The organism is Pseudaminobacter soli (ex Li et al. 2025) (assembly GCF_029892515.1).
Lineage (GTDB): Bacteria > Pseudomonadota > Alphaproteobacteria > Rhizobiales > Rhizobiaceae > Pseudaminobacter > Pseudaminobacter soli_A.
In genome coordinates, this window is sequence record NZ_JARXVF010000005.1 from 362452 (window position 1) to 375358 (window position 12907).

Here is a 12907-nt window from a genome sequence, read left to right on the forward strand (position 1 = left end):
CTTGTATGGCTACGACATTCGTGATTGCCCAGGGTGGCGGCCCGACCGCAGTGATCAACCAGACCATGGTAGGCGCGGCCCTCGAAGCCCGCAAGCGCCATCCCGGCGCGCGCGTGCTGGGTGCGCGCCACGGCGTGCGCGGCATCCGCGACGGCGACTATGTCGATCTTTCCGCCATCCCGGAGGAGCGGCTGCTGCGCGTTGCGGCAACGCCGAGCGCAGCACTTGGCAGCACGCGCGACAAGCCCGATGCGGCCTATTGCGATCTGGTGCTGGCGGGGCTGAAGAAGGAGGGCGCCGACGCCTTCATCTATATCGGCGGCAACGACACGGCCGGCACGCAGGAAATCCTGGCAGAGGCCGCTGGCGGTTCCATGGCCTTCGTCCATGCGCCCAAGACGATCGACAACGACCTGGTCGAGAACGACCACACGCCGGGCTTCATCTCGGCGGCCGAATTCGTGGCCGGCGCCTTCCTCAGCGTCGACCTCGACTTCCGGGCGCTCCCCGGCATCTATGTCGGCATCGTCATGGGCCGCAACGCCGGCTTCCTGACGGCGGCGTCGGCGGCCTGGCGCTTCGACGACAACAGCGGACCGCACCACATCTATGTGCCGGAGCGCGCCTTCTCGGTTCCGCGCTTCATCGACGATGTCCGCGCCACGCTCGACAAGCACAAGCGTTGCATCGTCGCCGTCTCCGAAGGCGTGACCACCGAGGACGGACGGTCGCTGGTGGAAAGCCTGGTGCCGCCGGACCGGCTGGAGCGCGACGCGCATGGCAATCTGAAGCTTTCCGGCGGCGATCTCGGCCTTGCCTTCGAGCAGGCGCTGCGCGACGGCCTGCCGGGCAAGCGCGCCCGCGTCGATACTCTCGGCTACATGCCGCGCGGCAATATCGCGACCATCAGCCCGGTGGACGCTGCCGAAGCCTTTGAGGCCGGTGTCTTTGCGGTGGAGCTTGCCGGCAAGGGCGGCGGCTCGGTGGCGCTGCAGTTCGACGGCAAAAAGACGGTCACGCGGGGCGTGCCGCTGGCCAATGTAGCGGGCAAGACCCGCCACATGCCCGACGATTTCCTGCTGCCGGACGCTAACAACCTCTCCGACGCCGGCATGGCCTATCTGAAGCGGCTGGCGCCGATGAAATACGAGGTCGGCAAGCCCTTCGTCTGAGCGAGGGCGCTAGCGCGAGCGGCGGACTGACGCCGCTCGCGCGAGTGCAAAAACTACTTGGCCTTGTGAGCGGCGAGCCAGTCCTGAAGCTGCTTGATCTCGCCTTCCTGCGCCTTGATGATATCCTCCGACAGTTTGCGGATCTCGGGGTCCTTGCCAAATTCGAGCTGGGCCTTGGCCATGTCGATCGCGGCTTGATGGTGCGGGATCATGCCGAGCGCGAAATCGACATCGGCGTCACCCGTATATTCGATCTTGCCCATGGCCTCGTGCATCTTGTCCATCGCTTCCGTGTAGCCCTTGGCGGCCGGCGAGGAGGCGCCCGCGGACATGTTCATGCCGCTCATGTCGTGCCCGCTGTGGCTCTCCTCCGCCAGGGCGGCGCCGGAAGACCCGATCCCGAGGAACAGGGCAGCGGCGATCGCGGGAAGCTTGCGTTGGATGGTCATGGTCGTTCCTTCTTTAGTGTTTGGGAGAAAGTTCTTTTTCGATATCGGTGGAACTGCCGCGGCTTGCGGCGGGCTTGCCGGCAAGCCCGTCGAGGATCGGGCATTCGGGCCGCGCATCGCCGTGGCAATTGCGCACGAGATGGCTCAGCGTGTCGCGCAGGCTCTGTAGCTCCTCGATCTTGCGGTCGATTTCGCCGAGCTTGATTTCGGCCAGCGCCTTCACATCGGCGCTTTCGCGTTGCGTGTCGCCGTAGAGCGACAGCAGCTGGCGGCATTCCTCGACCGAGAACCCCAGGCTGCGCGAGCGCTGGAGAAATTTCAGCCGGTGGACGTCGTTCATCGAATAGTCGCGATAGCCGTTCTCCGAGCGTCCGGGCTTCAGGAGGCCGATATCCTCATAGTAGCGGATCGTCTTGGCCGGCAGGCCGGAACGCTCCGATGCGTCACCGATATTCATCTTTCGATCTCCTAGAGTTTCAGTGTGCGCAGCCTGAGCGCATTGGCGATGACCGACACCGACGACAGGCTCATGGCTGCGGCGGCCAGCATGGGCGACAGCAGCAAGCCAAAGACGGGATAGAGCACGCCCGCCGCAATCGGCACGCCAAGCGCGTTGTAGACAAAGGCGAAGAACAGGTTCTGCTTGATGTTGCGGATCGTCGCCTGCGCCAGCGTGCGGGCACGCACGATGCCGTTGAGGTCGCCCTTCACAAGCGTGATGCCAGCACTTTCCATCGCCACATCCGCGCCGGTGCCCATGGCAATGCCGACATCGGCGGCGGTCAGCGCAAGCGCATCGTTGACGCCGTCGCCGGCCATCGCGACGACCGAGCCCTTGGCGCGCAGCTCGTCGATCAGCGCCTTCTTGCCTTCGGGCAGCACGTCGGCTCGCACCTCGTCAATGCCGAGCCGAGATGCCACGGCCTTTGCCGTGCGCTCATTGTCGCCGGTCGCCATGATGATCTTCAGGCCCTTGTCGTGCAGAGCCCGGATCGCCTCGGCGGTGGTCGGCTTGATCGGGTCGGCAACAGCGACCACGCCCGCCAGCTTGCCGTCGACGCCGACAAACATCGCCGTCCGGCCATCGGCACGCAGCGCATCGGCCCTGGCAGCAAGGCCGTCGCCATCCACGCCCGCCTCGTCCATCATGGCGCGGTTGCCGAGCGCGACCTTCCTGCCGGCAACGATGCCGGAGACACCCTTGCCGGTCGATGCATAAAAGTCCGTCACGTCCAGCAGCTTCGCCTTGCGCTCTTGCGCACCGGCCACGATGGCCTCGGCCAGCGGATGCTCCGATGCCTTCTCAAGGCTGGCCGCAAGTGTCAGCAGCTCGGCCTCGTCAAAGCCGTTGGCCGTGACCACATCGGTCAGCACCGGCCGGCCCTCGGTCAGCGTGCCGGTCTTGTCGACGATCAGCGTGTCGACGTGCGAGAACCGCTCCAGCGCCTCGGCATCCTTGATCAGCACGCCGGCATGCGCGCCGCGCCCCGTGGCGGTCATGATCGACATGGGCGTCGCCAGGCCGAGCGCACAGGGACAGGCGATGATCAGAACCGACACCGCCGAGACGATGGCGTAGATCATGCTCGGCTCGGGCCCGAAGATGCCCCAGATGACGAAGGCCACTATCGCCACCGCCACCACCGCCGGCACGAAATAATAGGCCACGCGGTCGGCAAGGCTCTGGATCGGAGCGCGGCTGCGCTGCGCCTTGGCCACCAGCTCCACGATATGCGACAGCATGGTGTCGGCGCCGACCTTCTCGGCCTTCATGACCAACGTGCCGTTCTTGTTGAGCGTGCCGCCGGTGACGGCATCGCCCTCGGTCTTCTCGACCGGCAGCGACTCGCCGGTGATCATGGATTCGTCCACCGACGAGCGGCCCTCGGCCACCGTGCCGTCCACCGGCACGCTGTCGCCGGGGCGGATACGCAGGAGGTCGCCGACCTTGACGTCTTCCAGTGGCACGTCGCGTTCCGACCCGTCGGCCCCGATCAGCCGCGCGGTCTTCGGCGCAAGATCGAGCAGCGCGCGGATCGCCGAACCGGTGCGCTCGCGCGCCTTCAGCTCCAGCACCTGGCCCAGGAACACCAGCGCGACGATGACCGCGGCCGCCTCGAAATAGACCGGCACGGTGCCGCCATGGCCGCGGAATTCATGCGGAAAGATGCCGGGCGCCAGCGTGGCGACCACGCTGTAGACATAGGCGACGCCGACGCCGAGCGAGATTAGCGTCCACATATTGGGGCTGCGATTGACGATCGATTCATAGCCGCGATGGAAAAAGGGCTGCGCCGCCCACAGCACCACAGGCGTTGCCAGTACCAGCTCGATCCACACGGCAAGGTTTTCGCCCAGCCAGTCGCGCACTGGCAGGCCCAGCATCGGGCCCATGGTGAGAACGAGCAGCGGGATTGACAGTGCCGCACTGACCCAGAAGCGGCGCGTGAAGTCGATCAGCTCCGGGTTCGGGCCTTCATCGCCGGTGGGCACCCCCATCGGCTCCAGCGCCATGCCGCATTTCGGGCAGGAGCCCGGCTTGTCGCTGACGATCTCGGGATGCATCGGGCAGGTATATTGCGTGCCCTTGGGCATCGGCTCTGGCGCCGGCCGCCCGCTGAGATATTTCTCGGGGTCCGCTGTGAATTTCGCCTCGCAGCCTGCCGAGCAGAAATAGAAGCGCTCGCCCTCGTGGCGCAGGAAATGCGCTGCGCTGGCGCGGTCCACCTTCATGCCGCAGACCGGGTCCTCCGCCGTCAGATAGTTCTCCGGCGCCTTGGCGAACTTGTCGCGGCAGGATGCACAGCAGAAATGGTAGGTGCGCCCATCATGTTCGGCAGTCGGCTTGCCGGCCGCGGGATCGACCGTCATCCCGCAGACCGGATCGCGAACGATATGCGCCGCCGGCTGCCCGCCATCATGGGCTCCGCAGCAATCTCCATGTCCGTGATGATGATGATGATGATGTTCCATAGCCCTACCCACTTCCGCTTGAATGTAGGTACGGAAGCTAGGGCTTCCAGTAACTGGAAGGTCAAGGGCAGTGAACGAAAATTCCTGGGAGGTTGACAAAGCTGGCAAGTTGCCTCTTCCAAGGGAAGAGGGTTGTCAAAAAAGCCCGCCAGCGCAATCAGCCGTGGCGAAGTCCGGTTTCGTGCTCGATCGCGCTCGGAATGTTCAATCAGCGCATGGGGCTCGTGATCGGTGCGCTGGGAAGGGAGTGCCGATGAAACGCGTCAAGCTGCATGCTCGCCTGAAGGCCGCGCAACAGCACGAGCTGGTCAGGGGCAAGGATATAACCACCTTGACGGCTTATATGGACAATGAGGCACTCGAGCAGCACATAGAGCGCTACGAGCGGATCATCGAAGATCACGGAAAGAAAGACGGGAAGGAAGCTGGCTCCCTTCCCGCAGATCCGAAAATCTAAGGCCGGGAACCGATCCCAGCCTCAAACGGCAGAGCCGATGCCCTGCCGCAAGGCCGTCAAGTGACGGCGGAGCGAACCGCGAAGCGCTTGTCCTGCCAGGCGCCGGTCGCGAGGATGTCGCGCAGCACTACCACTGCATCCCACACATCGCGATAGCCGACATAGAGCGGCGTGAAGCCGAAGCGGATGACGTTCGGCGCGCGGAAGTCGCCGATGACGCCCCGCTCGATCAGCGCCTGCATGATCTCATACGAATTCTCATGCGAGAACGAGACCTGGCTGCCGCGCCGCGCGGCCTCGCGCGGTCCCTCGAGCTTGACGCCGAATTCGCCGCACTGGGCCTCGACCAGCTCGATGAAGAGGTCGGTCAGCTCGATGCTCTTCTTGCGCAAGAGGTCGAGATCGACATCGTCCCACACGTCGAGCGCGCCCTTCAGCGCCCTCAGCGACAGGATCGGCTGCGTGCCGCACAGGAAGCGGCGGATGCCCGGGCTTGCCTCATAGCCCTGCGTGAAGGCAAACGGCCTGGCATGGCCCCACCAGCCCGACAGCGGCTGCTGGATCTGGTCATGATGGCGCTTGGCCGCATAGATGAAGGCCGGTGCGCCGGGGCCGCCATTGAGATATTTGTAGGTGCAGCCGACGGCCAGATCGGCATTGGCGCCGTTGAGGTCGACCGGCATGGCGCCCGCCGTATGGCAGAGGTCCCACACCACCAGCGCGCCGACGGCATGTGCCTTGGCGGTCAGTGCGGCCATGTCGCGCAGCTCGCCCGACTTGTAGTTGACGTGGTTGACCAGAACCACCGCTACGCTGTCGTCGATCAGGTCCTCGATGTTCTCGGCATCAACGCCTTCGAGACGGATGGTCACGCCCGGACGCGTCGCAGCGACACCCTCGGCCATGTAGAGGTCGGTCGGGAAGCTCGAGCCCTCGGCGACGATCACCGAACGGTCCGGCCGCATCGAAAGCGCCGCATGCAGCGCCTTGTAGATATTGGTCGAGGTGGTGTCGCAGACGACCGTCTCGCCGGGCTCTGCGCCGATCAGCCGGCCGATCTTGTCGCCCAGATCGGTGGCAAGGTCGAACCAGCCGGCCTTGTTCCAGCTGCGGATCAGGCCCTCGGCCCACTCTTCCTTGGCCGCCTTGTCGAGCTCGATGAAAACGTCCTTCGAGGCCGCGCCAAGCGAGTTGCCGTCGAGATAGATCACGCCCTTGGGCAGCACGAAGCGGTCGCGCATATGGCGCAGCGGGTCGGCGGCGTCGCGTGCCTCGATCACCGCCAGGTCGGGAGTTGCAGTCATGATATTCGCTGTCCTTATTCGCGGATGGTTTCGCGGGCGGGGGCTGCTGCGCCGCGGCTGCGGCGCAGGCTCGGCAACGCCAGCATGGCGAGCACGAACAGACCCGTGGCAAGCTTGAGATCGGGGGGCGGCATGCCCGCGGCAAGGCAGAGCGACACCAGCTGGTAGTAGACGATGGCGCCGACGAAAGGCGCCGTCAGCTGGCGCCATACGGTCTGCTTGCCGACGATGGCCTCGCCGATCATCAGCGCGGCCAGGCCGTTGATGAGGATGCCGAGACCCATATTGACGTCGGCAAAGCCCTGCGACTGCACCATCACCGCGCCGCTGAGCGCAGAGAAGGCACCCGCCAGGCCGACGCCACCGATGGTGGCGGCCCAAACGTTGATGCCCTGGGCCTCGGCCATGTCGGGATTGGCGCCGACGGCGCGAACCGCCGTGCCCTGCTCGGTCTTGAAGAACATGTTGAGCAGGATGAGAACCGCCAGCGCGATCAGGCCGGCAGCAATGATCTTGCTGACCGGGAAGCCCGGCTGCACGAAGGGCACCCAGTCGAACACGGTGGGCGAGCCGAACACCGACAGGTTGGACTTGCCCATGATGCGCAGATTGATGCTGTAGAGCATCGTCATCATGAGAATGCCGGCCAGCAGCGTGTGAATGCGGAAGCGCAGGTGGATGAAGGCCGTGCAGCAGCCGGCGATAAAGCCCGCAAGCAGTGCGCAGCTGATGGCCGTGACCGGCGAGGCGCCGGCTGCCAGCAGCACGCCGCACACGCAGCCGCCGAGCGGGAACGCGCCTTCGCTGGTGAGGTCGGGGAAGCTCAGCATGCGGAACGGGATCATGATCCCGAGCACGACGAAGCTGAGGATCAGGCTCTGCGCGAGCGTGACGGGAATGAGCGAGATGAAGCTCGCAACGGTGGTTTGAATGAAATCCATCATCGGTCAGCTCGCCAGCAACATGCGGTCGGTCTTCACGGAGAAGTGGCCGATCAGGTCAGGAACGGTGATCTTGGCCTTTTCCTCGCCTGCGATCTCGAGGCGGACGCGGCCGGCATCTAGCATGACCACGCGATGGCCGAAATCGACCGCGTGCTGCATATTGTGCGTCACCATCAAAGTGGTGAGCTTCAGCGCATCCACGGCGCGCACCGTCGCATTCATGACGATGTCGGCCGTGCGCGGGTCGAGTGCGGCGGTGTGTTCGTCGAGCAGCAGCAGGTCGGGCGAGCCGCCAACTGCCATGATCAGCGACAGCGACTGGCGCTGGCCGCCCGAAAGCAGCTCCACGCGGGTGTCCATGCGGTTTTCCAGCCCGAGGCCGAGAATGGACAGGCGCTCGCGATATGTCGCAAGGCGCGCGGCAGTCAGGCCGCGGCGCAGCGTGCGCCTGGTGCTGCGCAGATCGGCAAGCAGCATGTTCTCGGCCACTGTCATCGAGGCGGCGGTGCCCTTCATCGGGTCCTGGAACACGCGCGCCAGCCGAACCGCGCGCTTGTGCACGGGCATGTTCGACACGTCGCCGCCATTGACCACGATCTGTCCGGAATCGAGGCTCAGAGAGCCGGAAATCGCATTGAGCATGCTGCTCTTGCCGGCACCGTTGGAGCCGATGACGACCCCGAATTCGCCGGTTGCGAGCGTGAGATTGAGCCCGTCGAGGGCAATCTTTTCGTCGGCCTGGCCGCGGTAGAATGTTTTTCGCGCAGAGCGGATTTCCAGCACTGCTTCCTCCCTGGAATAGAACGGCGGCGCGAAAAGCGCCGCCGTATCGCTATCGACGACTTAGTCGACGAAGCAGTTGCAGTTTTCCATGTCGGCCGGCAGCTCGGCGCCGAAGGCCTTCAGCGTGGCCTTGTTGATCAGCGGCGCATGGTCCTCGTAGGCCGGACGGCTCGGCGCGATGGTCTTGGGGTCGGCGCCCTTCAGGATCTCGGCCGCGATCTTGCCGGCATTGATGCCGACCTGCGTGTAGTTGACCGAGAAGCTGGCCGGCACGATGCCCTTGCGCACCGCGTCGTCGTCGGAGTTGACGATCGGGATGCCGGCCTGGCGGGCGGCGGCGGCAACGGCGGGGATCGCCGGCTGCAGCAGGTTCGAGGAAGGCGTATAGATCACGTCGGCCTTGCCAGCGAGGGAAGCGATGCGCTGCTGGATGTCGTTGACGTTGTCGACGCCGACCGGGATGACCTCGAAACCGGCTGCCGGAGCGGCTTCCTTCACCTTGTCGAGCAGCGCCACGTCATTGGCTTCGCCCGGATTGTAGGGCTGGCCGAGGCGCTTGGCGTTCGGCAGCAGCTTGTGCGCGAAGGCCATGACCGCTGCGACGTCCTGCAGGTCGGTCGCGCCGGTGATGCCCTCATCGCCGGCTTCCCACGACGGGACCAGCTTGGCGGCGACCGGATCGGTCACGGCCGAGAAGACGATTGGAATGCTCGAGCCGGCCAGCGCCTTCTTGGCGATCTGCGAAACCGGCGTGGTGATGGTGTAGATCAGCTTCGGGTTGTCCGCCTGAAGCTTGGCGATCATCTGCGGCACCAGCGAGGCGTCGAAATTGGTGTGGCTTTCCGTGTAGACGACGTCCTTGCCCTCGACATAGCCGGCGTCGGTCAGCGCCTTCTTGAAGCCCGCGATCGAGGCGTTGAGCTGCGGATGCTCGCCGAAATTGGCGATGCCGATCTTGATCGGATCAGCCAGCGCCGAGCCGATGCCCGCCACGAAAACGCCGGCGGCGACGATGCCGCGCAACCAGCCGGTCTTTGCCTTGTTCATGTCATTCCTCCCCATTCATAATCAGCCGCGGAGGCCCGCGGGCTCGCAGCACCGGCTGCGATTGAGAGGGATCATAACCGGAGCAAAACACCTGTCAAACAATTATATATAATTCTTGCGAAGCAGCCACATGATATATAACCCTACGGCAGAAGGATCGCGCCAGCGGGATCGAACCGGATGCAGAACGGCGAACATATCACCAAGACGGAAGCGGCCTATCAGACGCTTCGGCGCGACATACTGGCTACGCGCCTGAGCCCCGGCTCGCCGCTGAAACTTGGGGCCTTGCGCAGCGCCTATGGCATGGGCTGGACGCCCTTGCGCGAAGCGCTGTCGCGGCTGGAAGCCGAGCATCTGGTCACCGCCGTCAGCAATCGCGGCTTCGCCGTAGCCCCGGTCTCGCGTGCCGAGCTGGAAGACCTTACGCGGGCGCGGCAGGTTGTGGAAGTGCCGCTGCTTATCGAGTCGATCCAAAACGGCGGCAGCGACTGGGAAGAGGCCGTCGTGACGGCACACTATCGCCTGTCGCGCTGCAAGCTCGCCGTGGACGATCCCTCCGACGAAGCCGTCAACGAATGGGACGAGAAGCACCAGGCCTTCCATCTCGCGCTGCTCAGCGCTGCGAAGTCGCGCTGGCTGCTGCGCTTCCGCGAAACGATTTCCGATCAGTTGCGCCGACACCATCGCTTCCTCGGGCTTGCGCCGACGCTGCGCGCTGCCGCCGGCCTCAAGAACGGCTATGAGGAAGCCGTGGCCGCCCTGCGCGAAGCCATGGCGCTGGAACACCACACCGAACTGATGGAAGCCGCGCTCGATCGCGACGTCGAGCGCGCTGCGGCGCTGATGTCAGAGCACATCGGCTACACGCTGCACGTCTACATCCACGCCGAGGAAGAGCGGTCGAGCTCCACACCTCCCGCGAGCAACGGAACAACCAGCTGATCATGACCGACAAGACCGCTCCCCGTCGCCCGACGCTGGACGAGGTTCGTGCCGCGCGCGAACGCCTGGCCCCGCATCTCGCCCGCACGCCGCTGGTCCATCTCGATCTCGGCCTGCCGGATCGAAAGATCTTCCTGAAGCTCGAGACCTTCTCGCCCATCGGCGCCTTCAAGATCAGGCCGGCGCTCAACGCCGTGCTGACGCGCGATCCGGCGGCGCTGCGCAATGGCGTTGCCACCATCAGCTCCGGCAACATGGCCTATGGCATGGCCTGGGCCGCGCGCCACGTGGGCGTGCCGATGGCCGCCTATATGTATGCCGATGCGCCGAAGACCAAGATCGAAGGCGTGCAGAAGCTCGGCGGCGAGGTCCGCTTCATTTCGCACGAGACCTGGTGGCAGTACATCACCGATGCCGAGCGTCCCGATATCGCCGAGCTCATCATCAATCCGGTGACCGACCAGGCCGTGCTTGCCGGCAATGGCACCATCGGCATGGAGATCGTCGAGGACTTGCCGGAAGTCGACTGTGTGCTGACGCCCTATGGCGGCGGCTCGATGACCAGCGGCGTTGCCAGCGCCGTGAAGGCGCTGCGGCCGGGCACAAAAATCTTGGCAGTGGAAGGCGAGCACGCCGCGCCGGTCACGGCCTCGCTTGCCTCGGGCCGCATCGAGGAGGTCGAGACCACGCCGGCCTTCATCAAGAGCATCGGCGGGCCGTCACTGCTGCCGCAGATGTGGCCGCTGGTGCATAGCCTGATCGACGGCACCGCCGTGGTGACGCTGGCTCAGGTGGTCGAGGCGATGCGCCTGCTGTTTTCCAAGGCGAAGGTGGTCGCCGAAGGCGCCGGTGCGGCCGCGCTTGCAGCCGCAATGACCAGCGAGCACGCCAAGGGCAATGTCGTCTGCGTCATCTCCGGCGGCAATGTCGACGCCGAAGATTTCATCACGGCACTGCGCGGCGAGATCCCGTCGCCCTGACGGAAGGCCGGCTTAAAACCGGCCTCAGGCCCAGACCGTGTGGCCGCCGCCCACATCCTGGCGCGTCAGCACCGGCGGCACGTAGCTCAGATCCTTCACGGGGCTCGGCAGCTCGCCATCGGCGGGCTGGAAGGCCTTGCGCGGACGGTCCGGATCGGCCACCGGCACCGCCTCCATCAGCCGCTTGGTATAGGGGTGCTGCGGGTTTTCGAACACCTGCGCGCGCGTGCCGGATTCGACGAAGCGGCCCATATACATCACCGCCACGCGGTGGCTGATCTGCTCCACCACAGCCATGTCGTGCGAGATGAAGAGATAGGACACGCCGGTCTCGTTCTGGATGTCCTGCAGGAGGTCCAGCACCTGCGCCTGGATCGACACGTCGAGCGCGGCAACGCTTTCGTCGGCCACGATCACCTTGGGCGACAGCGACAAAGCGCGCGCGATGCAGATGCGCTGGCGCTGGCCGCCGGAGAACTCGTGCGGATAGCGCTTCATCTGGTCGGCGGACATGCCGGTGCGGCGGAACAGATATTCGACGCGGTCGGTCAGCTCCGAACCCGACGCCAGCCCGTGGATCACCAGCGGCTCGGCCACGAGGTCGCCCACCCGCATGCGCGGATCGAGCGAGGCGTAGGGGTCCTGGAAGATCATCTGGATGTCGCGCAGCACCTGCTTGCGCGCCGGCCCCGTGAGATTGGCCGTTTCCTTGCCGCCGACACGGATATTGCCGCGCCAGGGGATGAGATTGAGCAGCGCCTTGCCGGTGGTCGACTTGCCGCAGCCGGATTCGCCGACCAGAGACAGCGTCTCGCCCGGCTTGATCTGGAACGACACGCCCTCGACGGCATGCACGCGCTTGATCGGGCGCTGCAGGATGCCGCCCTTGATGTCGAAGCGCACGACGAGGTTTTCCACGTCGACGACCGGCGCATTTGCATCGGGCTTTGCCGGCGCCTCGGCGTCCTTCGGGGTCGCCGGCGCGCGCTTGGGCTGGGTGGTGCCCGTCATCTCGCCGAGACGCGGAACGGCGGCGAGCAGGTCTTTCGTGTAGGTGTCGGCCGGCGTCTCGAAGATCCGCTTCAGCGGGCCGCTTTCGACCTCCCTGCCCCGGTTCATGACCAGCACATGATCAGCCATTTCGGCGACGACGCCCATGTCGTGGGTGATGAGAATGACCGAAACGCCGTTCTCGGCCTGCAGCTTGCGGATCAGTGCCAGGATCTGCGACTGCACGGTGACGTCGAGCGCGGTGGTGGGCTCGTCAGCGATGAGGATCTGCGGGCTCTGGGCAAGCGCGATCGCGATCATCACGCGCTGGCGCATGCCGCCCGAAAGCTCGTGCGGATACTGGTCGAGCCGGCGCGCCGAATCCGAGATCTGGACCTGGTCCAGCAGATCCTTGGCTTTGCGACGTGCCTCGCTGGGCGAAACCGGCGCATGGGCCGAAATGGCCTCGGCCAGCTGGCGCCCGATGGTCAGCACCGGGTTCAGCGAGGTCATCGGCTCCTGGAAGATCATGCCGATGTGCCGGCCGCGCACCTGGCGCATCTGGCCTTCGGGGAGAGCCAGAATGTTCTGGCCGTTGAGAATGGCTTCGCCCGAGGCGACGCGCGCCATGGGCTTGGGCAGGAGTTGCATGAGCGACAGCGCGGTCATCGACTTGCCCGATCCGCTTTCGCCGGCGATGCACAGCGTCTCGCCGCGTCCCAGATCAAAGGACAGGCGGTCGACGACGATCTTCGCGCCCTGCGGCGTCGCCACCTGGGTCACGAGGTTCCTGACGCTGAGCAGCGTATCCTGCTGTGGCTTGTTCATGCTGGTGAATAGCTCCGAGAGGGGGAGCGGGACGC

At 65.3% G+C, this 12907-nt stretch carries 12 protein-coding genes; 4 read left to right on the top strand and 8 right to left on the bottom strand.

The features are described 5' to 3' along the window. Positions 1–5: 5 nt before the first annotated feature. Positions 6–1172, top strand: coding sequence for a diphosphate--fructose-6-phosphate 1-phosphotransferase (locus M2281_RS21250; protein WP_280823177.1), 1167 nt, complete (start codon positions 6–8; stop codon positions 1170–1172). 53 nt (positions 1173–1225) lie between these two features. On the opposite strand, the gene copM is transcribed toward M2281_RS21250, so the two are convergent. The 3 genes from copM to M2281_RS21265 are packed head-to-tail and all read right to left on the bottom strand — an operon-like array spanning position 1226 to position 4594. Continuing rightward, a complete protein-coding gene (copM, locus tag M2281_RS21255) occupies positions 1226–1621 on the bottom strand; it encodes a CopM family metallochaperone (RefSeq protein WP_280823178.1) in 396 nt (131 codons plus the stop codon). A gap of 13 nt (positions 1622–1634) precedes the next feature. After that, on the bottom strand, positions 1635–2078 hold the full coding sequence (gene cueR, locus M2281_RS21260; protein ID WP_280823179.1) for a Cu(I)-responsive transcriptional regulator: 444 nt from the start codon (positions 2076–2078) through the stop codon (positions 1635–1637). A gap of 11 nt (positions 2079–2089) precedes the next feature. Further along, complete coding sequence (locus M2281_RS21265; RefSeq protein WP_280823180.1) at positions 2090–4594, bottom strand: heavy metal translocating P-type ATPase; 2505 nt, start codon at positions 4592–4594, stop codon at positions 2090–2092. A 253-nt stretch (positions 4595–4847) separates the two neighbouring features. Between M2281_RS21265 and M2281_RS21270 the strand changes: the two genes are divergently transcribed. Beyond that, entirely contained in the window at positions 4848–5051 is a 204-nt protein-coding gene (locus tag M2281_RS21270) for a hypothetical protein (protein ID WP_280823181.1), read from the top strand. A gap of 56 nt (positions 5052–5107) precedes the next feature. On the opposite strand, the gene kynU is transcribed toward M2281_RS21270, so the two are convergent. The 4 genes from kynU to M2281_RS21290 are packed head-to-tail and all read right to left on the bottom strand — an operon-like array spanning position 5108 to position 9129. After that, positions 5108–6355 carry a kynureninase gene (kynU, locus tag M2281_RS21275; RefSeq protein WP_280823182.1) on the bottom strand — a complete coding sequence of 416 codons (1248 nt, stop codon included), beginning with the start codon at positions 6353–6355 and terminating at the stop codon, positions 5108–5110. A gap of 14 nt (positions 6356–6369) precedes the next feature. Continuing rightward, the gene (locus M2281_RS21280) at positions 6370–7296 is read right to left on the bottom strand and encodes an ABC transporter permease (RefSeq protein ID WP_280823226.1); all 927 of its coding nucleotides are present in this window, start codon (positions 7294–7296) and stop codon (positions 6370–6372) included. 6 nt (positions 7297–7302) lie between these two features. Further along, positions 7303–8082 (bottom strand): ABC transporter ATP-binding protein, encoded by a 780-nt coding sequence (locus tag M2281_RS21285; RefSeq protein WP_280823183.1) that lies wholly within the window; start codon positions 8080–8082, stop codon positions 7303–7305. 60 nt (positions 8083–8142) lie between these two features. Beyond that, a complete protein-coding gene (locus M2281_RS21290; protein WP_280823184.1) occupies positions 8143–9129 on the bottom strand; it encodes an ABC transporter substrate-binding protein in 987 nt (328 codons plus the stop codon). Positions 9130–9309: 180 nt separating this feature from the next. On the opposite strand from M2281_RS21290, the gene M2281_RS21295 reads away from it, so the two are divergent. Together M2281_RS21295 and M2281_RS21300 are read left to right on the top strand one after the other, a co-directional pair. Further along, positions 9310–10074: a GntR family transcriptional regulator gene (locus M2281_RS21295; protein ID WP_280823185.1), complete on the top strand. Its 765-nt coding sequence runs from the start codon at positions 9310–9312 to the stop codon at positions 10072–10074. 2 nt (positions 10075–10076) lie between these two features. Further along, positions 10077–11054: a pyridoxal-phosphate dependent enzyme gene (locus M2281_RS21300; RefSeq protein ID WP_280823186.1), complete on the top strand. Its 978-nt coding sequence runs from the start codon at positions 10077–10079 to the stop codon at positions 11052–11054. A gap of 24 nt (positions 11055–11078) precedes the next feature. Here the strand turns inward: M2281_RS21300 and M2281_RS21305 are convergent, their stop codons facing one another. Further along, positions 11079–12872 (bottom strand): ABC transporter ATP-binding protein, encoded by a 1794-nt coding sequence (locus M2281_RS21305; protein ID WP_280823187.1) that lies wholly within the window; start codon positions 12870–12872, stop codon positions 11079–11081. Positions 12873–12907: the final 35 nt, after the last annotated feature.

What these genes read in the sequence shown, in the direction of transcription:
- M2281_RS21250 (WP_280823177.1), top strand. Translation starts at nt 6, where the DNA reads ATGGCTACGACATTCGTGATTGCCCAGGGTGGCGGCCCGACCGCAGTG.
- copM (WP_280823178.1), bottom strand. Translation starts at nt 1,621, where the DNA reads ATGACCATCCAACGCAAGCTTCCCGCGATCGCCGCTGCCCTGTTCCTC.
- cueR (WP_280823179.1), bottom strand. Translation starts at nt 2,078, where the DNA reads ATGAATATCGGTGACGCATCGGAGCGTTCCGGCCTGCCGGCCAAGACG.
- M2281_RS21265 (WP_280823180.1), bottom strand. Translation starts at nt 4,594, where the DNA reads ATGGAACATCATCATCATCATCATCACGGACATGGAGATTGCTGCGGA.
- M2281_RS21270 (WP_280823181.1), top strand. Translation starts at nt 4,848, where the DNA reads ATGAAACGCGTCAAGCTGCATGCTCGCCTGAAGGCCGCGCAACAGCAC.
- kynU (WP_280823182.1), bottom strand. Translation starts at nt 6,355, where the DNA reads ATGACTGCAACTCCCGACCTGGCGGTGATCGAGGCACGCGACGCCGCC.
- M2281_RS21280 (WP_280823226.1), bottom strand. Translation starts at nt 7,296, where the DNA reads ATGGATTTCATTCAAACCACCGTTGCGAGCTTCATCTCGCTCATTCCC.
- M2281_RS21290 (WP_280823184.1), bottom strand. Translation starts at nt 9,129, where the DNA reads ATGAACAAGGCAAAGACCGGCTGGTTGCGCGGCATCGTCGCCGCCGGC.
- M2281_RS21295 (WP_280823185.1), top strand. Translation starts at nt 9,310, where the DNA reads ATGCAGAACGGCGAACATATCACCAAGACGGAAGCGGCCTATCAGACG.
- M2281_RS21300 (WP_280823186.1), top strand. Translation starts at nt 10,077, where the DNA reads ATGACCGACAAGACCGCTCCCCGTCGCCCGACGCTGGACGAGGTTCGT.
- M2281_RS21305 (WP_280823187.1), bottom strand. Translation starts at nt 12,872, where the DNA reads ATGAACAAGCCACAGCAGGATACGCTGCTCAGCGTCAGGAACCTCGTG.